Origin of the sequence: Agreia sp. VKM Ac-1783 (assembly GCF_900177765.1) — a bacterium.
Lineage (GTDB): Bacteria > Actinomycetota > Actinomycetes > Actinomycetales > Microbacteriaceae > Agreia.
The window spans coordinates 182,336-207,175 of the sequence record NZ_FXWI01000001.1; the positions used below are offsets into that span (position 1 = coordinate 182,336).

The following is a 24,840-nucleotide window of genomic DNA, read 5'->3' on the forward strand; positions in this document are numbered from 1 at the left end:
GACCGTCAAATTTCTGGAATGACGTGCGGTACCGTCGAGTGGAAAAGATGCTCGTGGCGGTTGTTCGCGGTGTCATAAAGCATGCGGCCCTGGGGGAGGGGACTAGTGGCTACACCTTCGGCTCCGAGCGTCACAGTGGCGATCGCCAGCGTCGGTCGACCAGACGACCTTGAAGCATGCATTGCGGCATTGAGACTGCAAACCGACACCCCTGATGAGATCGTTGTCGTCGCTCAAAGCTCGGATGCGCCAACCCAGGCCGTGGCTACGGCTGCCGGTCTGAGCACGGTGATCGTCACAGAACCGGGCCTCGCCCTCGCACTTCAGACCGCAATCCGCTCGACGTCGACCGACGTCATCGCGTTCGTTGACGACGACGCGCGAGCTCTGCCTGACTGGGTCGGTCGCATCCGGCAGGCTTACGGGGCCGACCCGAATCTCGGACTCTTCGGTGGCCGTGACAACGTGGATGGCGACCGCATCTCGGGACACGCCGATCTTCCGGTCGGGCGTCTGACGAGAGGCAAGATCGCCGGCAACCATCATTTGGGCAAGGGTGCCTTCCGCGTTGCAGAACACGTCAAGGGCGCGAACATGAGCATGAGGGTCGCGCCGGCCAGAAGAGTGCCGCTCGGCCGCCTCGTCGCGGGCACAGGAGCACAGTCTCGAAACGAGTTCGTTCTGAGCCTCGGCGTGACGAGCCAGGGATATGGCGCCGCATACGATCCAGGCCTTCAGGTGGATCACTTTCCGGCAAAGCGGGCGACCGGCGACGAACGCACCAGCTACACGAGGGAGCGCATCATCGTTCAGCGCCACAACGAGGCGCTCGCGTTATCTCTCTACTCGTCACGATCGCAGACTGCGTCGTATGTTCTGCGAGCCCTTCTCGTGGGCGACCAGAAGTGCTGCGGACTCACCGTTGCGATCATCAAAATCGCACGAGGAGAAAAGGCAGTTCTCTCGAAGCTAGGCGGCACGTTCGGCGGGGTCATCTCAGGACTCCGCGCGGCCTCGCGCAACCGATCGACTCGCTATGAGGATGCCTCGAATGAGTGAGCCCGAGGAGAAGCCGGTCAATCCGCCGACCCGTAGGGGCGATCGTCGATCTCGACGAAAGAAGCCGCGCAAGAAACGTGTAGCGCTCATCGTCGGGGTGCTTGCTGTGGGTCTAATCGCTGCAGTCGCGTGGATTGGTGTGCGCGGCTACCTCGCCAAAGGCGAGCTTGAGGCCGCGATCCCTCTGGTGACGCAGCTCAAAACCCAGGTCACATCGGGAGACCTTGCCGGTGCCACAGACTCGATGACGAAGCTGAGGAAGCATGCCCAGTCCGCAGCCGAACTAACAAGCGATCCGGTCTGGCGGTCGGCCGAGGTCGTTCCGTTGGTCGGCGGCAATCTCGCTGTTATGCGCGAACTCTCATCTACGGTGAACGACGTCTCGCGCGATGGTATCGAGCCGCTGACGAGCCTCGCCGGCTCCATCGGTCTCACCGACTTCAAGCCCGTCGACGGGCGCGTGGACTTGCAGCCCTTGGTCGATGCGCAGGGGGTGCTGGCGAACTCGTCTGCCGCGGTGGGAAGCGCCGTGGCCCGAGTCGATGAGCTCGACGACAGCGGGGTCATCGAGCCATTGGCGAATGCGCGGCAACAGCTTCTCGACAAGCTCACGGAGGCGTCAGGTGAATTGACGATCCTGAGTAAAGCATCGGTGTTGCTGCCGGCCATGCTCGGTGCCGACGGGCCGCGCAACTACCTGCTTCTTTTCCAGAACAACGCTGAACTGCGCTCTACCGGAGGCATTCCAGGTGCGCTCGCCCTCATCAATACAGATGCAGGCTCCATCAAGCTGACCCAACAGACGTCCGGCAGTAGCTTCAGGCAGTTCTCCGAACCCGTGATCGAGCTTCCGCTAGACACCAAGTCGCTCTACGGAGACCACACAGCCGAGTTCATGCAAGACGTCAACTTCACTCCTAACTTCGCTCTCTCGGGCCAGATCGCTAGGGAAATGTGGAACAGAAAGTATGGGTTGCAGGTCGACGGAGTAATTTCACTCGATCCGGTCGCCCTGTCGTACCTGTTGAAGGCCACTGGGCCTATCGCTCTGCCCAGCGGTGATCAGCTCACGAGCGAGAATGCGGTGAAGCTGCTGCTACAAGACGTTTATGCCAAGTACGAGCAGCCGCCCGAGCAGGATGCCTTCTTCGCATCGGCTGCCGCGGCCGTCTTCGAGAAAATCGCCAGCGGCGACGTCAACCCCACCGCTCTGGTCGCCGCACTGGGGCAGGCCAGCGATGAGAACCGCGTGCTCGTGTGGAGCGCCCATGATGACGACCAGCAGATTCTGGCGGGCACGACCCTGGCCGGAGGGCTGCCTCAGAGCTCGGAGACAGAGCAACGTTTCGGCGTGTACTTCAATGACAGCACCACCGCCAAGATGGATCCTTATCTGCAGGTGAACATCGAGGCGGGTCAAGCTGTATGTCGAAATGACCGACTACCGCTCAACTCGGTGCGGGTCACGCTGACCAACACGGCCCCAGCAGACGCGGCCACGTCGCTTCCGGCATACGTTACGGGCGGTGGCTTGTTCGGCATCCCACCGGGCAATATACGCACGAACATAGCTGCGTACGGGGCGGAGGGGCTCTACAACTTGGGCGTGAGCCGAGACGGTGCAGCAGTCGCGTACCAGCCGTCGACAGAATTGGGCTACGGTGTGTCCAAGGTGGAGATAGAACTCGCGCCGGGAGATAGCACGGTCCTTGACTTCCAGTTCCTGGGCGATAAGCCGCAAAGCAAGGCCGTTTCAGTGCAACACACCCCTTTTGTTTACGGGTTAGAAACAAAGGCCCTCGAAGTCGACTGTGAAAATGCCTTACAGTAGGAGAGTCTCAATTGAGGCATGACTGGTGTACGGGCGTTCGAGTTGCGCTCAGCACAAACTATTGGGGGAAGTTCTCATGTTCAAAAAAGCTCTTGCGATCGGCGCTCTCGCCGTTCTCGCCATCTTCTCGGTTCCGACTGCAGCCAACGCTGCCGCCTACGGCGACGGCGGTGACAACGGCGCGACGGTCGTTGTGACCCCTGGCGCGCCTGTCACGTTCTCCTTCGGCGGGTTCCAGCCTGGAGAGCAGACCGTTGCCTCAGCTCCTGATGCGGTCACCCTGAGCGCGCTCAAGGTTGTCGTCACCGCCAGCAAGCCGGCAGGCCCCAACGGAACCGTCAGCTACACCGCATCTGCAACGCAGCCGGGTAGCTACACGATCACCGTCTCAAGCGCCACCAACGTCGCCACCGGAACACTCACGGTCGTGCCGACTGACGCGGCCGGCTCTGGTACCGGTTCTGGCTCAAACGGATCGCTGCCGAACACCGGCTTCGAGACCCCGATGCTCATCGTCTGGGGCGCCGGCGGCGCACTCGTTCTGGGTATCGCACTCGTTTTCGTGCTGAGCGTCGTTCGCCGCAACAAGAGCGCAGCCTAGTCATACGTCGCAACTAACGTTGCCCGTCCCTCACGGGATTTACGTCGGAAGGCCCCGAGCGAAAGCTCGGGGCCTTTTGCGTTGCAACGTGCAGCGCGCTTCTTTGGCGTCCAGAGAAGCGCGAACTAGCGAAGTGGGGTGGCTTCAGACAGCGCGGGTTCAGAATCGCGACGGCGCACGACTGCTCCAAACGCAAGACCCACGCCAAGAGCCAACGAGGTCCACGCTGCAAAGACGATAGCGACCGAGGCCGCGACGGCGGAAAGTTCCATGAGGGGGAGCCTAAGGGGCAAATCTGGGTAAATCGAGTGATTCTCGTTAACTATGAACTGTCGTGTCCCTGCAGGGATAATCACGGCTCGGGTCCGGGCTGGCGGGGCCGCTCCATGTGCAGTCGGCGGCGTAGCGATGGTGAGAAAGCTCCGCTTAGGTCGCCACCGTCGAAGTCGCTGTTTCCGGCCCCTTCGACAGGCTCAGGGAGCGGCGCCGCTGGCCCCTTCGACGGGCTCAGGGAGCGGCCGGCGATTCGGCAGGCTCAGGGAGCGAGCTTACGGGCGACCGAGGCCCGTGTAGGTCCAGCCAGCTGCCCGCCAGGCCGCGGCATCCAGCGTATTGCGACCGTCGATGATCGTCGGGGTCTTCACCAGAGGCAGAGCCCAGGCTGGGTCCATATAGCGGAACTCATCCCACTCCGTGACCAACACGACCAGGTCGGCATCCTGCAGTGCAGCGGCCGGGTCGGCCTCGTACGTGAGCTGTGGATGCACACGGCTGGCCGTGTGGATCGCCTCGGGATCGGTCGCCACCACGTTGGCTCCGCGGCCCTTCAGCTGCACCGCCACGTCGAGTGCCGGGCTGTCGCGAATGTCGTCGGAGTGCGGCTTGAACGCCAGGCCCAGAACGGCGATCTTCTTGCCGTTGACCTGGCCGCCGAGGGCCTCGACGGCGAGGTCGACGACGCGCTGGCGCCGACGCAGGTTGATGGCGTCGACCTCCTTGAGGAACGCCACGCTTTCGCCGCGGCCGAGCTCCTCGGCGCGAGCAGTGAACGCCCGAATGTCCTTCGGCAGACATCCGCCGCCGAAGCCCACGCCGGCCTTCAAGAACTTCCAGCCGATGCGGTCGTCGAGCCCGATCGCCGTCGACAGCTGCGTGACGTCGGCGCCGGTGACCTCGGCGATCTCGGCCATCGCGTTGATGAACGAGATCTTCGTGGCGAGAAACGCGTTGGCCGACACCTTCACGAGCTCGGCGGTCGCATAGTCGGTGACCACCAGGGGCGTGTCTTTGCTGAGCGCCGACTCGTAGACGCCGTCGAGCAAAGCCTTGGATGCCTCGGCCTGGCCCGATTCGGGCGGCAGCCCGTAGACGAGACGGTCGGGAGAGATCGTGTCTTGCACGGCGAAGCCCTCGCGCAGGAACTCGGGGTTCCAGGCGAGCATGGCGCCGGTGCCGCTTGCCGAGACCTTCGCGGCGAGAGCCGCGGCAGTTCCCACAGGCACGGTCGACTTGCCCACCACGAGGTCGCCCTCCGACAGGTAGGGGAGGAGTCCCTCGAGCGCCGCATTCACATAGGTGAGGTCAGCCGCGTAGCTGCCCTTCTTCTGGGGCGTTCCTACCGCGATGAAATGCACCTGGCTGCCGGCGGCGTCGGCGAGGTCGGTCGAGAACCGCAGTCGGCCCGTGGCGGTGGCTGAGGTGAGGATCTCGGGAAGCCCCGGCTCGAAGAAGGGCGCCTTGCCGGCGGCCAGCGCGTCGATTTTGGTCTGGTCGATGTCGATGCCGATCACATCGTGGCCCAGTTCGGCCATCGAGGCCGCGTGAACCGCGCCCAAATAGCCGCAGCCGATTACAGAGAGCTTCATCTTCTGCCTTTCCCCTCGTGGCAAGGCGACGCACTCCGTTGTGCCGTTCCTTTTCTCCAATTATTACCAGAGATAAGAAAGAGAGACGTTACGTCGTCTCGTGGTCGGCGGCAGTGTGACGTCGCCACGCAAGCCTGCGCTCAGACAATGAGCGTATGAAGGGAGCCGTATCGAGCTCGACCGGCTGCTCGTCGGAATCGAGAACCTCGAGTGGTTCTCCCGGTGAGAGCACGAGTTCGACGACGTACTCGTGATTGTCGGCGATGGCAGGCACAGCGACTTTGACGACCCGACCGCGCTTCTGAGCGGCCTGCGAGAAGTTCACAACGGCTCGGGCGAGATCGTCTGTCGTGACGAAGTGCTTGCCCTGGCAATGTATGCGTTTCACAGTTCCCCCTTGTTCGACGCACACCGAGCTTGGCGCACCTGTGGGCCCGCGTGGGGGCCTTGACTTTGAGTTACCCGGCGGCGAGCGACAGCAGCCAGGCGTAGAGCGCCATCGACGACGCGTAGATAACAACGAGAATCGCGAAGCCCGCCACATGCGTGAGCGCTCCTCGTCGAGGCTTCAGCCACCAGTCGAAGCGCCTGAAGACCCAGGGCATGACCCACCACCCGAGAAGCTGTGTGCTCACCAGGTTGCCCACGAACAGGGACAGCCAGAACGGGATCTCGCCCGGTCCGTCGAAGAGCGGCGTGCTGACGAAGTACCCCCAGAGAAAGACGATCGGATAGAGGGCCATCAGAACCAGCAGATTCTGTTTGCCGACGGGCGCCCTGGCGGCCGTGCCCACGGCATCCGGTCGCTGCGCCCAGAAGTCGAAACCGAGGCTCGTCTTCGTGACCTCGAGCTGGCGGTTGAATCTCTCGCCCTCGGCGAGCAGCGCTCGACGTTCGCTCGAGTCGAGCCACGCCGACAGGTGCGCCTCGGTGTCGAAGCTCACGACGACGACCCATTCGTGTCGCTCTCCCGCGACCGGGCGTTGAACACGATGACCGAGAAACCCGTCGAACGACGCCTCGGCGTCGGAGATCTTCTTCTGCCAGGCGACGTACTCGTCATCCAGGCCGGGCGGCACGGCTGCGGTGAGGATCGCCGAAAAACCGCCGCTGCCGACGACTGCCTCCTCCCGGTAGACGGCGACAGGCTCGTTCTTCACCGTCACGCCTTCTTGTAGAGGCGCACACCCGAGACCCAGGTCTCGTCGACGTTGCGTTCGTCGCCGACCATCATGATGCTGAAGAGGGCGTGCGCAGCCTCCTCCATCGTGCTGGGGCCGGAGCTGTCGAAGAACAACTCCTGGTGCCAGGCCATCGCGGGTGGTCCAGCCGTGTAGTCGAGGGCCACGAAATCGGCCTCCTTGCCCACCTCGAAGTTGCCGATCCGGTCGTCGAGGTAGAGACCCTCTGCGCCGCCCAGGGTCACAGACCAGAACGCGCGATAGGGCGAGAGCTTGCTGCGCTCCGACTGCGCCAGATCCTGCGTGACGCGGTTGGTGCTTCCATCGAGCATCGTGTTGCCGAGCATGCCCACCTTGTAGGCCTCGTCGAGAACGTCGACCATGCTGAAACGGTTGCCTCCGCCCATGTCGGTGCCGAACGACATCCGCACCCGCCTGTCGGGGTCTGTCGCCTTGCCGAGGCGAAAGACGCCGCTGCCGAGAAACAGGTTGGAGCAGGGGCAGAACACCACGGCGGCACCGCTGTCGCTCATGCGCGCGAATTCGTTGTCAGACAGCCAGATCCCGTGGCCGCCCGAGAACTTGGGGCCGACGAGCCCGTACTTCTCGTAGACGCCCAGGTAGTCGGTGCAGTCGGGGTGGGCCCGCAGCACGCCCGCGATCTCGGCCGGGTTCTCAGAGATGTGGGTGTTGACCCACAGATCCGGATGCTCCTGCTTCAGCTTCTGACACGCCTCGAGCAGCTGCTCGGTCGCCCCCAGAGCGAAGCGCGGCGTGATGGCATAGAGGTTGCGGCCGGTGCCGTGATACTTCTCGATCATGGCGGTGCTGTCGGCGTAGAACTGCTCGGGCGTGCTCGTTGTGCCCTCGGGGGCGAACTGGTCGATGCCCGTGACCCCGCCGATCACGAGCATGTTGCGCCGCGACGCGGCCTCGAAGAACTCCTCGGTCGCGACGGGCGAAGTGGTCGTGAAGGCCTGCACGGTCGTCGTTCCGCCGGCGAGCACGTTCTCGAAGAAGCGCTCCGAGCCCTCGCGGGCGTACTCGCGATCGGCGTACTTGGCCTCTTCGGGAAAGACGGTGTCGTTCAGCCACGGCAACAGCTGCTGGCCGAAGGCGCCGAGCACGCGCGTCTGGGGCACGTGGATATGTCCGTCGACGAACCCGGGCATGATGATGCGGTCGGAGATCACGGTCGGGTCGAGGCCCGGATACGAGCCGGCCACGTCGTCGGCGTCACCGAATGCCACGATGATGCCGTCGTCGATCACGAGCAGACCGTCGAGAGTGAAGCGCGCGGCCTCGTGCTCGCTGCCCACGTGCTTCCACGGATCGTCGACGAAGTCGAAGAAGGTGCCCCGGATACCTGTGATTGCCATGCGATCGTGCCTTTCGAGCGTCGACAAAGGCACGAGTTATGCAGACCCCCGGCCACCAGACTGTTCAGCCACATCGTGCCACAAACACGGCTTGCGAAACTACGTTCTGTCGCGTTAAGCAGCGGCGATGCGTTACTCCGCGGGAATCAGACCGTCGCGCCGATAGCGATCGAAGAGGGCGGTGAACGAATCGACCGTGCGGTGGTGGGTGTGGAACCCCGCCAGGCGACTCTTGCTGATGTCGGTCACCACCTCGATGTCGCGACCGAGGTCGGCATCGGTGTGCCACCACGAGGCAAGGCGGTCGAGGTCTGGCTCGACCAGTGAGTGTTTCGCCGCGATCTGCGCCCACACCTCACCCATGCCGGCCATCTGCTGCTCGAGCGGGCGGGGCGCGGTCTCGAATCCGACGGGCTCCACGCCGAAGTATGCCGCGAGCTGGGGCCACATCCAGCGCCAGCGAAAGACGTCGCCGTTGACGACGTTGAAGGCCTCGTTCGCCCCGGCGGGTGTCGTGGCGGCCCAGACCATCTGCTCGGCGAGCACGGTGGAATCGGTCATGTCGGTGAGGCCGTTCCACTGGGTTTCGCTGCCCGGAAAGACGAAGGGGATGTCGAGGTGTTTGCAGATGGAGGCGTAGGTGGCGAGAGTGAGCCCCATGTTCATCAGGTTGCCCACCGCGTGGCCGATCACCGTGTGCGAGCGGTGCACCGACCAGGTGAACCCTTGTCGCTCGGCGGCGGCGAACAGCTCGTCTTCTTGCGCGTAGTAGAAGTTGGGAGTGTCGAGGCGCGGCTCCTCTTCGTGGAACGGCGTATCGGGCATCTCTCCCTGGGCGTAGGCGTCGAACGGGCCGAGGTAGTGCTTCAGTCCGGTCACCAGCGACGCGTGCACCACGGGCGACGAGCCCAGGGCGGCCAGAAGGTCGCGCACCATGCCGCCGTTCACCGCGATGTTCTCCTCCTCGGTGTTCTGTCGTGCCCACGCAGAGAAGAACACGTGACTGATGCCCTGGCCGTCGAGCACCGAGCGCAGGCTCTCCGGCGACCGCAAGTCGGCCGAGATCCATTGCACCCCGGCGACCGGGCGGCCCTCGCGACGGGCCAACGCGAGCACCCGCCATCCATCACCCGCCAACTGGTCGACCAGGGCCGAGCCGGTAATGCCGGATGCGCCCACGACGAGCGCGACCCGCTCGGGCGCGGGCGCGGCGCCATCGGTCTGGGCGGGGGAGAAGGGAGCGGGGGAGGAGGTGTTGCTGGAGGAAGTCATTGCTGACGGGAACCGGCCCACCCACGGCGATATTCCGACATTCGTTGCCTCAGCGCTGTGAACATCGGGCGCTGACCCCCTCTCCGGGGTGAACCGAGCGCCCGTAGCCGATAGGCTCGCTGCGCGCGACCGAACGCGTGCGGCGAGAGAAAGTACAGGTATGACGGATGGCTGAAGCAACAGAACTGCGTCTGACAGAGACCGCGATTCCGGGGCTCGTCATTCTCGATCTGCCGGTGCACGGCGACAACCGCGGCTGGTTCAAAGAGAACTGGCAGCGCGAGAAGATGTTGGCCCTCGGCCTGCCCGACTTCGGACCGGTGCAGAACAACATCTCGTTCAACGGCAAGACCGGCACGACCCGCGGCATCCACGCGGAACCCTGGGACAAGTACGTATCCGTCGCCACCGGCCGCATCTTCGGAGCGTGGGTCGACCTGCGCGAGGGCGACACTTTCGGCGCCGTCGTCACCGTAGAGCTCGACGCAGGGCGGGCCGTCTACGTGCCGCGCGGCGTGGGCAACTCGTACCAGACGCTCGAAGAAGACACGGCCTACACCTACCTGGTCAACGACCACTGGAGCCCGGCCGCCTCGTACACGTTCCTCAACCTCGCCGACGAGACCGCGAACATCCAGTGGCCCATCGCGCTCGACGACGTCGAGATCAGCGCGAAAGACCAGGCCCACCCGCGCCTCGGCGATGTGGTGCCCATGAAGGGCGCGCGCACCCTGGTGCTGGGCGCCGGCGGCCAGCTCGGACTCGCCCTGCGTGCAGAGTTCCCCGACGCCGAGTTCGTCTCGCGCGCCGACTTCGATGTGGCCGACCCCGCCAGCTACACCTCGCGGCACTGGGGCGACTACGACACGATCATCAACGCCGCCGCCTACACCAAGGTCGACGAGGCAGAGACGGCCACGGGCCGCCGGGATGCGTGGGCCGCGAACGTCTCGGCCGTCGCGTTGCTCGCATCGGTCGCCACCGCGAACCGCCTCACCCTCGTGCACGTCTCGAGCGACTACGTCTTCGACGGAACCGCAGCAGAGCACCCCGAGGACGAGGCGTTCTCGCCGCTGGGCGTATACGGGCAGACCAAGGCCGCCGCCGATGCGCTGGTGTCCACTGTCCCCCGGCACTACATCGTGCGCACCAGCTGGGTCATCGGCGAGGGCAACAACTTCGTGCGCACCATGGCGTCGCTCGCGTCGCGTGGCATCACGCCGAGCGTCGTGAACGACCAGATCGGGCGCCTCACCTTCACGACCGACCTGGCCGCAGGCATCCGGCACCTGCTGTCTTCGGGTGCTTCATTTGGAACGTACAACCTCACGAACGAGGGCGAGCCCCTGTCGTGGGCGGCCATCGCGGCGCGCGTGTACGAGCTCACGGGGCACGCCGCCTCGGATGTCACCGGGGTGTCGACGGAGGAGTACTTCGCCGGCAAGTCTGTTGCGCCACGGCCGCTCGGCAGCGTTCTGCCGTTGGGCAAGCTCGCGGCCACCGGGTTCGTTCCTCGCGACGGCGACGAAGCTCTGAAGCAGTATCTCGGCGTCTAGCAGGCGTCCGATGGTGTCGCCGCGGGTAACAGCGGCGAAACACTCGTCGGCTAACCTCGAGCAATGAGCAGCCCTCGCACGCGAATCTGGGCGTGGCGTGCTCTGGGCGCCATCGTCGTCGGCGTCGTGCTGATCACTTTTTGGCCCACTCCTGTCGACAAGCCTTTTCACCTTGCGCTCGGCCGACTGATCGCGACGCTGCATAGACACGGCATGCCGCACTGGATCACGTACTCGGTCGTCGAGTTCTCGGCGAACATCGCCCTCTTCGTGCCCGTCGGCGTTCTTATCGCTCTGTTGGCATGGCCTTCGCTGTGGTGGGTATCTGGTCTGCTCGGACTCGTCGCATCGCTCACGATCGAACTCACCCAGTCGCTCTTCTTGCCGATGCGATTCGCCTCGGCGGGCGATATCGCGGCCAACACCACGGGTGCCTTGCTCGGAGGCGCGGCTATATGCACATTGCGTTATGTACAGTCCGGAAGGCAACGGCGTTAAGCAATGCCCTGGGCTGGCAATCCTCTGCCGGTAGTCCGTGCATCCGTGGCTCGATCCGTGGAACTCGCGCCCCGCCCCCTAGAGTGAGATCAAGTCACCCCTAGAACCTGGTTGTCTTGCTGCCCTGCGAGGGCCCGATGGCCGAGAGGGGCCTTGTGACCGACACAGTCAAACCGCGCGTTACGTTCACCAAAACGAAGCCCGGCGGTGCACGTACCAGCCCGACAAGCGAGTATTCAGCGCTTCTCAACACCGTTCGCGATGCCGGCCTTCTTCGCCGCCGCAAGGGTTTCTACTACGCCATGTTCGGTGTGCTCGTCGCAGCACTCGGCGGCGTGGGCGTCGGCGTCGTCCTTCTCGGCGACTCCTGGCTGCAGCTGCTGATGGCCGCCGCACTGGGCATCATCTTCACGCAGTTCGCCTTCCTCGCCCACGAGGCGTCGCACCGCCAGGTGTTCACCTCGGGCAAGGCCAACGACATCGCGGGCCGCACGCTCGCCAACCTCTTCGTGGGCATCAGCTACTCGTGGTGGATGACGAAGCACTCTCGTCACCACGCCAACCCGAACGTGCTCGGCAAAGACCCCGACATCGAGCGCGACTTCGTGTCGTTCACGCCCGAAGACGCGGCCAAGTCGCGCGGCCTCTACGCCTGGGCAACCAAGCGCCAGGGCTACTTCTTCTTTCCGATCCTCATGCTCGAGGGTCTCAACCTGCACATCCACGGGTTCCGCACGGTCTTCGGCAAGGGCAAGGTCGACAAGCGCTGGCTCGAGATCGTTATGCTCACCACGCGTATCGCCGCCTATGTGACGGTCATCTTCTTGCTGCTCGAGCCCGGAATGGCGTTCGCCTTCATCGGTGTTCAGCTCGCCGTCTTCGGTGTCTACATGGGCGCTTCGTTCGCCCCGAACCACAAGGGAATGCCCACGCTGCCGCACGACAGCAAGGTCGACTTCCTGCGTCGCCAGGTGCTGACCTCACGCAACATCCGCGGTGGCTTCGTCATGGACACGTTCATGGGCGGACTCAACTACCAGGTCGAGCACCACCTCTTTCCGAACATGGCGCGGCCCAACCTCAAGAAGGCACAGGCCATCGCCAAGGAGTACTGCGAGAAGCACAACATCCTCTACACCGAGACCGGTCTGCGACAGTCGTACGGCATCGTGATCCGCTACCTCAACAGGGTGGGGCTCTCTGCCGGTGGCGACCCGTTCGACTGCCCCGCAGCTCAGGCGTTCGGCCGCTAGGCGCCGCCGCCGCGGTTTCGGCTTCGGCTGACGCTACGGCGCCGCTGCTTCGGCCGCTGTGCTGCCGCCGCAATTCAGGAAGAACCGTCCTCATCGTGCGTTTTCGCACGGCGAGCGGCGGTTTTTCCTGATTTAGAGCGCCGCGGCCACAGATGCTCCCTCCTCCGAACTCGCGAGAGGATCGTTTCCAGGGTCTCTGGCCAGTCGAACATGATCATCTCGTAGGTGAGCCGCATCGGCAGGTAGCCGAGTTTGATGAGCTTTCGATCACGGAGCCGATCCCCGTGATACCGCTCCTGGCCTGTGTGAAATTCACGGCTGTCGCACTCGAGAACGAAACGATCGCCGACGATGAGGTCCACGCATCCGACACCCGAGATGCGCACCTGCAACGACACCCGAATGCCCAGAGCGCGCAGGCGGAGTCGAACAAGGGTCTCGGTGCCCGACTGGCTTCGACCGTCGGCCCGGCTGAGAGCTCGAGCGTAGCGCCGGGGGAGTCGCGCGAATTCGGCCTCGAGCTGGCGAAGGGTGGCGAGGCCCTTGTTCAACGCGGAATCGATCACAACCACGGCGTAATCCTCTGGCTGGCACTGCACTGTATCGATCAGCGCATCGATGACCGACGCAACGCCGTCTCGGGCCGGGTTGTCGTGGTTGCGCCAGTGTAGGCAGGTGGATTTGGCGACGCCGAATCGCCCAGCGGTCGTGCCGCGCAACCTGCTGGCGTTGCTCGGAACAACGACATGCAGAGTCGAATCCGGTGGTGTCCACAGCCCCAGCAACTCCGTCGCCGAGAGTGACGTGGCCACGCCACCCACAGTCACAGCACGCGTCGCACTGGGATCGGCAGAGGGCGTCGCGTACCACCCACGTCGCAGACGCAGCAGTTCTCCGCGGGCGACGGCACGCGCGATCGAGTGACGTGTCATGCCGAAGACGAGGAGCGCTCGTCGAGAGACGATGTGGCCGCGAGGTGTGTTCATGGGCACGAGCGTCGCTGTTGGCTGGAGGGTCTGGGCCGCGCGGAGGCACTTCTGTGGAGGAAGCGGCGTATCGCAGGACGGTGGCGGAGTGGAGGTGGCCCTCTACTGCAGGAAGAACCGACCCTCCGCGCGCGAAAACCCCGTATTCGCGCCGATTCTCCTGAATTAGGGCCGCGCGGGTGGCGGACGGGCGCAGCACCCCCTGTTCTGGTTCGCGCACGAAGAGGGGCCTGCGGGTGTGCATAATAAGTAGGCGCTCACCGTTTGTGAACGTGAACAACGATGAGGTTTGAGACGCGTGGCACAGGAACCCGACCCGGTGGCGAAGAAGTCACGGGCACCGAGCATGCACGATGTGGCGCGCCTCGCCGGGGTCTCGCATCAGACCGTCTCTCGCGTGATCAACGATCTTCCGAACATCCGCGAAGAGACGAAGCAGCGCGTTCTCGACTCGATGGAGCAGCTGCAGTACCGGCCTAACCGGGCGGCGCGCGCGCTGGTCACGTCTCGCTCCCGCACCATCGGCATCCTCACCGCGTCGCGCACCAACTACGGACCCGCCGCCAGTATTCAGGCGATCGAAGACGCGGCGAACGCCGCCAGCTACTCGGTGACGACGGCCAGTATCAGTGGCTACGAGTCCACCGCCATCGTGCGCGCCATCGACCGGTTGCTCGACCAGGCCATCGAGGGCCTCGTCGTGATCGCACCCCAGCGGCGGGTGTTCGACACACTCGCGGGCATGTCGTTGCGCCTGCCGATCGTGACTCTTCAGTCCACTGCGGCCGACGACGACATGTCTCTGTCGGTCGACCAGATCCTGGGTGCTCGACTCGCGACCCGTCATCTCATCGAGTTGGGTCATCGCTCGATCTACCACCTCGCCGGTCCGCAGGACTGGATCGAGGCCGAGGCGCGCATGACCGGGTTCCTCGACGAGATGAGTGCGCAAGATATGCCGACGACGGCACCCATCCTCGGCGACTGGACCGCCGAGTTCGGCTACTTCGCGGGGCGCGAGCTGTTGAGGATGCGTGACTTCACGGCCATCTTCGCGGCGAACGACCAGATGGCTTTGGGTCTTATGCACGCTATTCGCGACGGGGGACTCGAGGTTCCGGGCGACGTCAGCATCGTCGGCTTCGACGACATACCCGACGCAGCACACTTCTGGCCGCCGCTCACCACGGTGCGGCAGGACTTCGCCGAACTCGGGAGGCGCTGCATGGCGCTGCTGCTGGGCGGCCTCGAATCGGGTGAGGAGTACTCGGGAAGCATTCTTCCGACGCTCATCGCGCGCGGTTCATCGGCCGCGCCTTCGACTCGGTAACGATCGTGACACGCCGAGGAAAGCAGGTTGACAGGGTGATCCCGTACGGGTCTAGTATGAACACGCGTTGTGAACGTTCACAAGGATTGTGATCCCAACCTCGCACCAGAGCAGACAAGGGAGTCGTCGACATGGCCAGCAGCATTCGCAGCGCAGCTCATCCGCCCTCTCTCTAGTTCGCACCCCTATGCCGCGCAAGGCTCCCTGCCCTGCACGGCGAACGAAACGGTATTCGGGACGATGCCGGTTCGCGCACCACTGCAGACAACGACGTCCACTGCACATTCGAAAGGAATTCACACAGTGAAAATCAAAACCCTCCTCGCCGGCGTCGCCGCCGGTGCGATGATCATCGGCCTCTCGGCCTGCTCCTCCTCCGGCGGGTCCGGCGGAGACGGCGGAGACGGCGGCCTCATCGGCGTCGCGATGCCCACCAAGTCGAGCGAGCGCTGGATCCAGGACGGCAACGCTGTGAAGTCGCAGCTCGAAGACGCCGGCTACACCGTCGACCTGCAGTACGCAGAAGACGACATCCCCACTCAGGTCTCGCAGATCGAGAACATGATCACCAAGGGCGCCAAGGCCCTGATCGTCGCGTCGATCGACGGCACCACGCTCACCAGCGTTCTGCAGGACGCCAAAGACGCCGACATCCCCGTCATCGCCTACGACCGCCTGATCCGCGACACCGAGAACGTCGACTACTACGCGTCGTTCGACAACTTCAAGGTCGGCCAGCAGCAGGCATGGTCGATGCTGAACGGCCTCGGTCTGACCGAGCTCGACGGCACCGCCAAGTCCGACGCCCCCGCCGGTCCCTTCAACGTCGAGCTCTTCGCCGGTTCGCCCGACGACAACAACGCGACGTTCTTCTTCAATGGTGCGATGGACGTTCTCCAGCCCTACATCGACAAGAAGACCCTCGTCGTCGGCAGTGGCCAGACCGACTTCCAGCAGGTTGCAACCCTCCGCTGGGACGGTGAGGCAGCACAGAGCCGCATGGAGGACATCCTGACCTCCACGTACTCCGACGGATCCAAGAAGGTCAACGGCGTTCTGTCGCCCTACGACGGCATCTCGCGTGGAATCATCTCGGCTCTGACCGACGCCGGCTACACCGTGGGCGCTGAGTGGCCCATCATCTCCGGCCAGGATGCCGAGCTCGACAGCGTCAAGGCGATCAACTCGGGCGAGCAGTACGCGACCATCTTCAAGGACACGCGCAAGCTGGCCACGGTTGCCGTCGACATGGCGACCGCCATCCTCAAGGGTGACAAGCCCGAGGTCAACAACACCGAGGACTACGACAACGGCAAGAAGAAGGTCCCCTCCTTCCTGCTCGACTCGCAGATCGTTGTCAAGGACAACATCAAGGAGGTCCTGGTCGACTCCGGTTACTGGACCGAAGACGAGATCAAGGGCTAACACCTAGAAGATCCCGGATGCTCCGGGCGCGTGACCTTGACGGGTCGCGCGCCCGGCGCATCCAGTCTCTCGTCGCTGCCTAGCGCGACGAAAATCACCCCACGAACAACCAGCAAGGAAGCAGAATCGCGATGACGGACAAGGTCGACGCTCCGCTCAACATCCTCGAGATGAGGGGAATCACCAAGACGTTCCCCGGCGTCAAGGCGCTGCAAGATGTGACTATCGAGGTCGGCCGTGGCCAGGTTCACGCCATCTGCGGTGAGAACGGCGCCGGCAAGTCGACGCTGATGAAGGTGCTCTCGGGTGTCTACCCGTTCGGCACCTACGAGGGCGACATCGTCTTCGAGAACAAGATCGTCGAGTTCAAAGACATCCGCGATTCCGAGGCCGAAGGCATCGTGATCATCCACCAGGAGCTGGCGCTCAGCCCGTACCTGTCGATCGCGGAGAACATCTTTCTCAACAACGAACAGCGCGGCGGCCTCGGGCTGATCGACTGGAACAAGACCAACGCAGAGGCCGCAAAGCTGCTCGCCCGCGTCGGTCTGCGCGAGAACCCGACCACCAAGATCATGGACATCGGTGTCGGCAAGCAGCAGCTCGTCGAGATCGCCAAGGCCCTTTCGAAGCGAGTGAAGCTCCTCATCCTCGACGAGCCGACCGCGGCTCTCAACGACGAAGACAGCGATCACCTGCTGAATCTGATCCTGCACCTCAAGGAGCAGGGCATCACGGCCATCATCATCAGCCACAAGCTGAACGAGATCAAGAAGGTCGCCGACTCCGTCACGGTGATCCGCGATGGCAAGACGATCGAGACGATCAGCAAGAACGACGTCACCGAAGAGCGCATCATCAAAGACATGGTCGGCCGCGACCTCGAGAACCGCTACCCCGATCACACGCCGCACATCGGCGACGAGATCCTGCGGGTCGAGGACTGGACAGCCCACCACCCTCAAGACGTGAGCCGCGTGGTCGTCGACAACGTCAACATCAACGTGCGTCGCGGCGAGATCGTCGGCATCGCCGGACTCATGGGCGCAGGGCGCACCGAGTTCGCCATGAGCCTCTTCGGTCGCAGCTACGGTTCGAAGATCTCGGGCCGCGTCTTCAAGAACGGCGTCGAGATCAAGACCCGCACAGTGTCCGAGGCCATCGCGAACGGACTGGCCTACGCCACCGAAGACCGCAAGACCTACGGCCTCAACCTCATCGACGACATCAAGCGCAACATCTCGATGGCGGCACTGAAGAAGCTCGAGAAGCTCGGCCTCGTGAACGACGGCCAGGAGTGGACCGTCGCGAACGAGTACCGCAAGAGCATGAACATCAAGTCGCCGACCGTGCTCGCGAAGACCGGCAAGCTGTCGGGCGGAAACCAGCAGAAGGTCGTTCTGTCGAAGTGGATCTACTCCGACCCCGACGTGCTCATCCTCGACGAGCCCACCCGCGGAATCGACGTGGGCGCGAAGTACGAGATCTACAGCATCATCAACAGGCTGGCGGCCGAGGGCAAGGGCGTGATCGTGATCTCGAGCGAGCTTCCAGAGCTGCTCGGAATCTGCGACCGCATCTACGCCCTCTCCGAGGGCCGCATCACTGGCGAACTGCCGATCGAAGAAGCGAGCCCCGAGGCTCTGCTCAAACTCATGACCATGGAAAAGGCCCGCTAGCGCTCGCGCTGGTGGATATAGGAGCACAACGACATGTCTAACCTCGAGACCAAGCCCGCCGACGGCGTCGCGGCCGGCAGCCAGGTGAATCCCGTGGAGAACAGGTTCACCAACAGGTTCAGCCACATCCTCGCCGACCTGGGCAAGAACGGCATCTTCATTGCCCTGATCCTGGTGGTGGTGCTGTTCAGCGTCCTCACCAACGGCATCCTGCTGCGTCCGCAGAACATCTCGAACCTGATCGTTCAGAACGGCTACATCCTCGTTCTCGCGATCGGAATGGTGATGGTCATCATCGCCGGCCACATCGACCTCTCTGTCGGATCGGTCGCCGCATTCGTCGGCGCGGTCTCGGGCGTGTTCGCCGTTCAATGGGGACTTCCCTGGTGGCTGTCGATCATCCTGTCGCTGCTCGTCGGTGCCCTCGTGGGTGTCTGGCAGGGATTCTGGATCGCCTTCGTAGGCATACCCGCGTTCATCGTGACGCTAGCGGGCATGCTCATCTTCCGAGGCCTCGCGCTGGTTGTGCTCGGCAACGCCAACATCGGTTCGTTCCCCACCGAGTACCGCGCCCTCGGAAACGGATTCATCAGCAACGTCTTCGGTGAGCTCGACCTCGACCCGCTCACACTGGGCGTCGCGGTCATCGCCGTCATCGCGCTGTTCGTGCAGCAGTTCCGCACCCGCAAGGGCCGCGCGAGCTACGGCCAGGCCGTCGAGCCGATCGTCTGGTTCATCGCCAAGCTCGTTCTCATCACCGTCGCCATCGGCCTCTTCGCTTACGCGCTGGCGACCTACAAGGGCATCCCGATCACCCTGATCGTTCTCGCCGTGCTGGTTCTGGTCTACGGAATCGTGATGAACCGCTCGGTCTTCGGTCGCCACATCTACGCCATCGGTGGAAACCTGCACGCCGCAGAGCTCTCGGGTATCAAGACCCGCAACGTCACCTTCTGGTTGTTCGTCAACATGGGCTTCCTCGCCGCCCTCGCCGGCCTCATCTTCACCGCGCGACTCAACCTCGCCGGCCCGAAGGCGGGTGACGGCTTCGAGCTCGAGGCCATCTCCGCAGCCTTCATCGGTGGAGCCGCGGTTCAGGGTGGTGTCGGAACGATCGGTGGCGCCATCATCGGTGGTCTCATCATCGGTGTTCTGAACAACGGTATGTCGATCATGGGTATCGGCATCGAGTGGCAGCAGGCCGTCAAGGGCCTCGTGCTGCTGTTCGCCGTTGCCTTCGACGTCTACAACAAGCGTCGCTCCGGAGGCCGCTGATCTCCGAAGAGATCAGCCCGAGCCCGGGCGAGATCCACGTCGTTCTCGGCGTGGACTCGCCCGGGCTCGACGCCGTTCTGGCGCGGGTCGCGGGGGCGGTTCCGTTCGCGCACGTGCGCCGGATGTCGTCGCTCACCGCCACCCTCGACCTGGCCGACAACGTCTTTCTCGGCATCGAGCCGCGTCGCCGGTTCTTCGGGCTGCCAGGCATCGTCGACCGCGCCGCGATGCGCACCCAGGCCACCGCGCTGCTGCGCAAGGTCGATGTCTACTCGCCGCTTCCCACGCTCGCGTCGCAGTTGGACGACGCGTCGCGCGTTCTGGTCGAAGCGGCCAGGGCGCTCGCACACGGTGCGAGGGTCCTCGCTTTCGCGGAGCCCACAGCGGGGCTGACCGAGGCCGGAGCAGAGCGCGTCGTTCGGGTGTTGCGTCGTCTCGCCGACGAGGGCATTGCGGTGGTCGTCGCATCCCAACGGCCGAGCTTCGCCCTCGAGATCGGCGACACGGTGTCGGTGCTGTCGGGTGGGTCCGTGGCGCCGGTGCTCGTGCCAGGCGACAGCGGGTCGGATGCCCGTGGCCGGCTGCTCGAGGCTATGGCCGGCAGCGGCGTGGCTGGCGTGGAGGCTGACGCGGCCGGCGTGGACAGCGTCACGGTCGATGCGGCCGGCGCGGCCTTCGTTGCCAACGTGGACAGTCTCGCGGCCGACGCGGCCAGCGCGGCGGGCCCCGTGGTGCGCGACCGGGCGGCGGAGTCGCCATCCGGGGCCGTCTTCGACATCGTCGACTGGAGCACCAACGACGAGTTCGACCGCGAGACACCGGTGGTGATGGGCGCATCGCTGAGCGCCGCGGAGGGCGAGATCGTCGGGCTCGCCGGACTCGAGGGCTCTGGCCGCAACGAGCTGCTGTTGAGTGTGTTCGGGCGAACCGCAGGAACTCCGCCGTCGGGTGCCGTTCTGATCGACGGGCTGCCCGTCGACACGAGTACAACCATGGCCGCGATCGAGAACGGCATCTTCGCTATCGTCACGGTGCAGCCCAAGTATCGGGTGCGCATCGTCGGTGGCATCTCGGCTCCGGCGACGCCGTCGATGCTGCCCGCGCTCGTGAAGGCCGGAGTGGTGACGCGCGACGACGAGACGAGGAGGACGCCCGGCACCCGGGCCCTCGACGCCGTGCGGATGCGTGGACGCGACGACGAGTGGGTGCGCATCCGCAGCCTGCTCGAGTTGTTCCCGGAGTCGCAGCACCGGGTGCTGCTGCTCGTGGAGCCCACGCGCGAACTCGACGACGAGAAGCGCGCCGAAGTGTGGCGACTGTTGCGGGCGAGCGCCGACGCGGGCAAGGTCGTCGTCGTGGCATCGGCCGACCTCGACGAGTTGCTGACGATCAGTGACCGCGTCGTGGCGATGGCCGGAGGGCGCGTCGTGGGAGACGTGGAGCACGGAGCGTCAGCGCTCGAGCTGCTGACCCTGGTGGCGCCGCTCTAATTCAGGAGATGCGGGCCGAAGCCGGCGTTTTCGTGCGCGGCTGGGCTGTTCTGCCTGAGTTGTGGCGCGCCGCTACGCGCGAACCTCGGCGGTGGGGCTGCCGTTCACGCTGAGCACCCGCCAGGCGCCGTCTACCCACTCGATCTCGTTGATCGCTGCGTTGTGGATGTGCGGAATCTCCTCGCCGAGAATCTCGGAGAGCACGAAGCGGATGATCGTGCCGTGGCAGACCGCGGCGACCGTCGCATCCGGTCCGTCGAGCGGCATCCGCGTGTCGCGGATCTCGGCGATGGCGCGCATGCCGCGGGCGGTGACCGCCTCGCGCGGCTCGATGTCGGGGAAGGCGGCGTCGGGCTCGTCGGGAATCTGCTCGGTCGGCACGGCGCCCTCGAGGCTGGCGTAGTCGCGCTCGATGAGGTCGTCGTAGCTCGCGCCCAGATCGATGTCGAGGATCTCGGCGATGATGCGGGCGGTCTCTCTGGCGCGCATGAGGGGGGACGAGACGATGGCCGACAGACCCTGATCGGCGAGCACAGCTGCGGTCTCGACGGCCTGCGCGCGGCCGGTGTCGTTCAAGGGGATGTCGCTGGAGCCCTGGAGACGGCCGTCGCGGTTCCAGTCGGTCTGACCGTGGCGGATGAGTTCGATGCGCATGGAGGAAGGGCTTTCGTCGAGAGAGTGGAGGGGCGCTTTCGAAGACAGGTCGATGCCCCAGGCTCAATGGTAGAACGCCGCCCGAGGCACCGGTGCGGGGCGCGTGATTCTGCACATCTGTTCGCGGTGATGAGGCGCGGTTTTGGCCCGTGGGAGAGAGCGACTTGCGTGTTTACTTTCGCCTGGGACAATGCACTCATGACGAAGAAGATCACCACGGCGCTGGCCGAACTCATCAAGGCGTTGGGCAAGCACGCGGAGATCGCTGCGACCCCCGACGCGTCGGTCTCGAAGACCGAGCGGGCGACCGTTCGTGTTCAGAAAGCGGCCACGGCGTACCTGTCGGCTTTGCCCGCGAAGAAGCGCATGGCGAACCCGTTCCTCGGCGTCGTCGACGACCGGATCGACGACGATCTGCGCGCGACTCTCGAAGCCGAGCGCGCCACCATGTCGAAGAGCGAGAAGAAGGACAAGTAGCCCGCACCGGCACAGAACCGCCTCGTTTCTGATCGTCAGAGTGCTGCGCGCGAGCCGCGTACTCTTAACGGCGAACTGAGGAGAAAACCGTGCTCGTCGCATCCATCGTCGTGTCTGCACTGCTCGCCTTCGCCGTGGGTGGCTCGGGCTTCAACAAGCTCATCAAGCACGAGACCGTCATGAAAGCCATGGACGTCGTGCGGGTTTCTCGCGACAGGGTCTGGATGCTCGGGGTCGTCGAGATCGCGGCCGCGCTCGGGCTGGTGGCCGGCATCTTCTGGTGGCCCATCGGCGTCGCCGCGGCGATCGGAGTGATCGTCTACTTCATGGGCGCGGTGGTTGCGCACCTGCGGGTGTCGGACACCCAGGGTCTCGGAGCGCCCGCGGTTCTGCTGCTGGCGGGTGTCGCGTCTCTCGTCTTGCGGCTGCTGAGCGTCTAGGTCTCGATACGGTCGCTGGGCGACCTACTCGACCAGCGCCAAGAGGTGCGCTGGTCGAGTAGCGAGGAACGAGCGTATCGAGACCGAGGCCGCGACCGGCCGCGGTTACGCCGTGAACAGCTTCTGCAGTCGCTCGATGCCCTCGGCGAGAGGCTCGTCGCCCAGTGCATACGACAGACGCAGGAACCCACTCGGGCCGAAGGCCTCACCGGGAACAGCGGCCACCTCGGCCTGATCGAGAATGAGGTCGGCGAGCTCGAGCGAGGTCGTCGGCGTGACGCCTCCCCAGGTGCGGCCGAGCAGACCCGTGACGTCGGGGTAGACGTAGAACGCACCCTCGGGCGTGGGGCAGACGACGCCGTCGATGGCGTTGAGGCCCGCGACGATGGCCTTGCGTCTGCGATCGAACGCCAGACGCATTTCTTCGACCGCGTCCTGCGGCCCGTTGAGCGCCTCGATGGCCGCCCGCTGCGAGATGTTCGACACGTTGCTCGACAGGTGCGACTGCAGGTTCGCCGCGCCCTTGATGGCGTCGGCGGGGCCGACCATCCACCCGACCCGCCATCCGGTCATGGCATAGGTCTTGGCGACGCCGTTGACGAGGATCGCGCGGTCGGCGAGCGCAGGCACGGCCTCGACGATCGAGACGGCGCGCACGCCGTCGTAGGTGAGGTTCTGGTAGATCTCGTCGGTGATGACCCACAGTCCGTTGGCCTCGGCCCACTCGCCGATGGCCCGGGTCTGCTCCTCTGAGTACACGGCGCCGGTCGGGTTCGACGGCGACACGAACAGCAGCACCTTGGTGCGCTCGGTGCGCGCGGCCTCGAGCTGCTCGACGGTGACCAGGTAGTTCTGCTCGCTGCCCGCGAAGACGTCGACGGGAACGCCACCCGCGAGCCGGATGGCCTCGGGGTAGGTGGTCCAGTAGGGCGTGGGCAGCAGCACCTCGTCGCCCGGATCGAGCAGGGTGGCGAAGCTCTGGTAGACGGCCTGCTTGCCGCCGTTGGTGACGATGACCTGCGACGCAGAGACCGACAAGCCGGAGTCGCGCAACGTCTTGGCCGCGATCGCTTCGCGCAGATCGGGCAGGCCGACCGCCGGCGTGTACCGGTAGTTCTTGGGATCGAGCACCGCGCGCGATGCCGCCTCGACGATGTGGGCGGGCGTCGCGAAGTCAGGTTCGCCCGCCGCATAGCTGATGACGGGGCGGCCCTGGGCCTGCAGCGCCTTCGCCTTGCTGTCGACCTTCAGAGTCGCCGATTCGGCGATGGATGCGATGCGGTGCGAGATGCGGGTGGGTTCGGTCACAAGAGCCAAGCCTAGCGGGAGGGCGTGCGAATCGAACGGAGAGTTTAGGGCTTCGGCGACGGTTTGCGCATCCGGTCGGCCACAGATGGACCGTATCCGAATGCCGCCCATACCCTTGACGGTATGAGCGAAAACCAGCCCGCCGCATCCGATAGCCAGAAGCCCGTCGCCGCGGTCGTCTACAACCCGATCAAGGTCGATGTCGAGGCCCTTCGCGCCTCTGTCGAACGGCACGAGGGCCCCAACGGGTGGGGCGAGACGCTCTGGTTCGAGACGAGTATCGAAGACCCCGGCCAGCGCGTGACGAAAGAGGCGCTGGATGCCGGCGCCACGATGGTTCTCGCGGCCGGCGGTGACGGAACGGTGCGGTCGGTCGCCGAGGCGGTGCACGGCAGCAAGGCATCCCTCGCTCTGCTTCCGAGCGGAACGGGAAACCTGCTCGCCCGCAACCTCGACCTGACGCTCAACGACCTCGATCACGCGGTCGAGACGGCGTTCTCGGGAGACGATCGCCCCATCGACGTGGGACTCATCCAGGTGCGCCGAGAAGACAGCTCGGTCGAGAAGTTCGCCTTCGTCGTGATGGCGGGCCTCGGCATCGACGCCACCATGATCGCGAACACCGACGACGACCTCAAGAAGCGGGTCGGATGGCTCGCCTACGTGAGCGCCATCGCTAAGGCACTGCGTGACAAGAACGAACTGCGCATGCGGTACAACCTCGACAGGCAGGGCAACCACTCGGTTCGCGCGCACACGATCATCATCGGCAACTGCGGATCGCTGCCAGCCAACATTTTGCTTCTGCCGGAGGCCGCCGTCGACGACGGACTCTTCGACATCGTGATGCTGCGGCCCAAGGGCTTCGTGGGCTGGGTGCAGATCATCGTGAAGATCGTGTGGGAGAACGGAGTGCTGCGCAGAACCGCCGTGGGTCGCCGCCTCGCGGGCCTCTCTAAAGAGGTGCGCGCGCTCAACTACGTGAAGGGCAAGGAGCTCGTCGTGAAGCTCGACCGCGCCCACGACATCGAGCTCGACGGCGACGGCTTCGGAACGGCGATCGCGTTCCGCACCTGGGTCGATGCCGGGGCGCTGCGGGTGCGCATCCCCGCCGAGGTCACTCTCGAAGAGCCGCAGCCCGAAGACGAGCCCGAAGAGACCAGGCTTCCCGGCGAGCGCATCGACGACGGCGCCGACGCCGAGTCGGATCTCTTCGCGGAGTCGGGTGACGACGCCAGCGTCGCATCGGGTGGAGAGTCGCCATCGAACTGAGCATCTCGG

22 protein-coding genes are annotated in these 24,840 nt (G+C 64.8%); 14 read left to right on the plus strand and 8 right to left on the minus strand.

Annotation, left to right across the window (positions count from 1 at the left end; all coding sequences use genetic code 11):
- Positions 1–81 precede the first annotated feature (81 nt).
- From CCK87_RS00900 to CCK87_RS00910, 3 genes are all read left to right on the plus strand, one after another.
- A complete protein-coding gene (locus CCK87_RS00900) occupies positions 82–1,059 on the plus strand; it encodes a glycosyltransferase family 2 protein (protein WP_086459647.1) in 978 nt (325 codons plus the stop codon).
- Complete coding sequence (locus CCK87_RS00905) at positions 1,052–2,890, plus strand: DUF4012 domain-containing protein (protein ID WP_170927096.1); 1,839 nt, start codon at positions 1,052–1,054, stop codon at positions 2,888–2,890. Before CCK87_RS00900 ends, CCK87_RS00905 begins: the two co-directional genes overlap by 8 nt.
- 76 nt (positions 2,891–2,966) lie before the next feature.
- Entirely contained in the window at positions 2,967–3,491 is a 525-nt protein-coding gene (locus tag CCK87_RS00910) for an LPXTG cell wall anchor domain-containing protein (protein WP_086459649.1), read from the plus strand.
- A 548-nt stretch (positions 3,492–4,039) separates the two neighbouring features.
- Here CCK87_RS00910 and CCK87_RS00915 read toward each other — a convergent pair.
- The 5 genes from CCK87_RS00915 to CCK87_RS00935 all read right to left on the minus strand — a co-directional run bounded on the left by CCK87_RS00915 (position 4,040) and on the right by CCK87_RS00935 (position 9,188).
- Positions 4,040–5,356, minus strand: coding sequence for a UDP-glucose/GDP-mannose dehydrogenase family protein (locus tag CCK87_RS00915; protein ID WP_086459650.1), 1,317 nt, complete (start codon positions 5,354–5,356; stop codon positions 4,040–4,042).
- 88 nt (positions 5,357–5,444) lie between these two features.
- Positions 5,445–5,744: a hypothetical protein gene (locus CCK87_RS00920; RefSeq protein ID WP_086459651.1), complete on the minus strand. Its 300-nt coding sequence runs from the start codon at positions 5,742–5,744 to the stop codon at positions 5,445–5,447.
- A gap of 70 nt (positions 5,745–5,814) precedes the next feature.
- Positions 5,815–6,516 carry an antibiotic biosynthesis monooxygenase gene (locus CCK87_RS00925; RefSeq protein ID WP_170927097.1) on the minus strand — a complete coding sequence of 234 codons (702 nt, stop codon included), beginning with the start codon at positions 6,514–6,516 and terminating at the stop codon, positions 5,815–5,817.
- Between the two features lie 2 nt (positions 6,517–6,518).
- Positions 6,519–7,916, minus strand: coding sequence for a guanine deaminase (gene guaD, locus CCK87_RS00930; RefSeq protein WP_086459653.1), 1,398 nt, complete (start codon positions 7,914–7,916; stop codon positions 6,519–6,521).
- A 132-nt stretch (positions 7,917–8,048) separates the two neighbouring features.
- Entirely contained in the window at positions 8,049–9,188 is a 1,140-nt protein-coding gene (locus CCK87_RS00935; RefSeq protein ID WP_086459654.1) for an SDR family oxidoreductase, read from the minus strand.
- A 167-nt stretch (positions 9,189–9,355) separates the two neighbouring features.
- Here CCK87_RS00935 and CCK87_RS00940 point away from each other — a divergent pair, with 167 nt between their 5' ends.
- From CCK87_RS00940 to CCK87_RS00950, 3 genes are all read left to right on the plus strand, one after another.
- A complete protein-coding gene (locus CCK87_RS00940) occupies positions 9,356–10,744 on the plus strand; it encodes a bifunctional dTDP-4-dehydrorhamnose 3,5-epimerase family protein/NAD(P)-dependent oxidoreductase (protein WP_086459655.1) in 1,389 nt (462 codons plus the stop codon).
- A gap of 63 nt (positions 10,745–10,807) precedes the next feature.
- A complete protein-coding gene (locus CCK87_RS00945) occupies positions 10,808–11,242 on the plus strand; it encodes a VanZ family protein (protein ID WP_086459656.1) in 435 nt (144 codons plus the stop codon).
- A 155-nt stretch (positions 11,243–11,397) separates the two neighbouring features.
- On the plus strand, positions 11,398–12,495 hold the full coding sequence (locus tag CCK87_RS00950; RefSeq protein WP_249273646.1) for an acyl-CoA desaturase: 1,098 nt from the start codon (positions 11,398–11,400) through the stop codon (positions 12,493–12,495).
- 74 nt (positions 12,496–12,569) lie between these two features.
- On the opposite strand, the gene CCK87_RS00955 is transcribed toward CCK87_RS00950, so the two are convergent.
- Positions 12,570–13,481, minus strand: a complete 912-nt coding sequence (locus CCK87_RS00955) for a type IV toxin-antitoxin system AbiEi family antitoxin domain-containing protein (RefSeq protein WP_086459658.1) — start codon at positions 13,479–13,481, stop codon at positions 12,570–12,572.
- A 346-nt stretch (positions 13,482–13,827) separates the two neighbouring features.
- Between CCK87_RS00955 and CCK87_RS00960 the strand changes: the two genes are divergently transcribed.
- The 5 genes from CCK87_RS00960 to CCK87_RS00980 all read left to right on the plus strand — a co-directional run bounded on the left by CCK87_RS00960 (position 13,828) and on the right by CCK87_RS00980 (position 20,680).
- Entirely contained in the window at positions 13,828–14,811 is a 984-nt protein-coding gene (locus tag CCK87_RS00960) for a LacI family DNA-binding transcriptional regulator (RefSeq protein ID WP_086460306.1), read from the plus strand.
- A gap of 303 nt (positions 14,812–15,114) precedes the next feature.
- The gene (gene chvE / locus CCK87_RS00965) at positions 15,115–16,236 is read left to right on the plus strand and encodes a multiple monosaccharide ABC transporter substrate-binding protein (protein ID WP_086459659.1); all 1,122 of its coding nucleotides are present in this window, start codon (positions 15,115–15,117) and stop codon (positions 16,234–16,236) included.
- 131 nt (positions 16,237–16,367) lie between these two features.
- Positions 16,368–17,915, plus strand: coding sequence for a multiple monosaccharide ABC transporter ATP-binding protein (gene mmsA / locus CCK87_RS00970; RefSeq protein WP_086459660.1), 1,548 nt, complete (start codon positions 16,368–16,370; stop codon positions 17,913–17,915).
- Positions 17,916–17,948: 33 nt separating this feature from the next.
- Positions 17,949–19,190 carry a multiple monosaccharide ABC transporter permease gene (gene mmsB / locus CCK87_RS00975; RefSeq protein WP_086459661.1) on the plus strand — a complete coding sequence of 414 codons (1,242 nt, stop codon included), beginning with the start codon at positions 17,949–17,951 and terminating at the stop codon, positions 19,188–19,190.
- Between the two features lie 50 nt (positions 19,191–19,240).
- On the plus strand, positions 19,241–20,680 hold the full coding sequence (locus CCK87_RS00980; RefSeq protein WP_086459662.1) for a sugar ABC transporter ATP-binding protein: 1,440 nt from the start codon (positions 19,241–19,243) through the stop codon (positions 20,678–20,680).
- Between the two features lie 72 nt (positions 20,681–20,752).
- Here CCK87_RS00980 and CCK87_RS00985 read toward each other — a convergent pair whose 3' ends face one another.
- Positions 20,753–21,334: a histidine phosphatase family protein gene (locus tag CCK87_RS00985; RefSeq protein WP_086459663.1), complete on the minus strand. Its 582-nt coding sequence runs from the start codon at positions 21,332–21,334 to the stop codon at positions 20,753–20,755.
- Positions 21,335–21,532: 198 nt separating this feature from the next.
- On the opposite strand from CCK87_RS00985, the gene CCK87_RS00990 reads away from it, so the two are divergent.
- Together CCK87_RS00990 and CCK87_RS00995 are read left to right on the plus strand one after the other, a co-directional pair.
- Complete coding sequence (locus CCK87_RS00990; RefSeq protein ID WP_086459664.1) at positions 21,533–21,811, plus strand: hypothetical protein; 279 nt, start codon at positions 21,533–21,535, stop codon at positions 21,809–21,811.
- 89 nt (positions 21,812–21,900) lie between these two features.
- Positions 21,901–22,251, plus strand: coding sequence for a DoxX family protein (locus CCK87_RS00995; RefSeq protein WP_086459665.1), 351 nt, complete (start codon positions 21,901–21,903; stop codon positions 22,249–22,251).
- Positions 22,252–22,356: 105 nt separating this feature from the next.
- Here the strand turns inward: CCK87_RS00995 and CCK87_RS01000 are convergent, their stop codons facing one another.
- Positions 22,357–23,559, minus strand: a complete 1,203-nt coding sequence (locus tag CCK87_RS01000; RefSeq protein ID WP_086459666.1) for a pyridoxal phosphate-dependent aminotransferase — start codon at positions 23,557–23,559, stop codon at positions 22,357–22,359.
- Positions 23,560–23,682: 123 nt separating this feature from the next.
- On the opposite strand from CCK87_RS01000, the gene CCK87_RS01005 reads away from it, so the two are divergent.
- Positions 23,683–24,831: a diacylglycerol kinase family protein gene (locus CCK87_RS01005; RefSeq protein ID WP_086459667.1), complete on the plus strand. Its 1,149-nt coding sequence runs from the start codon at positions 23,683–23,685 to the stop codon at positions 24,829–24,831.
- Positions 24,832–24,840: the final 9 nt, after the last annotated feature.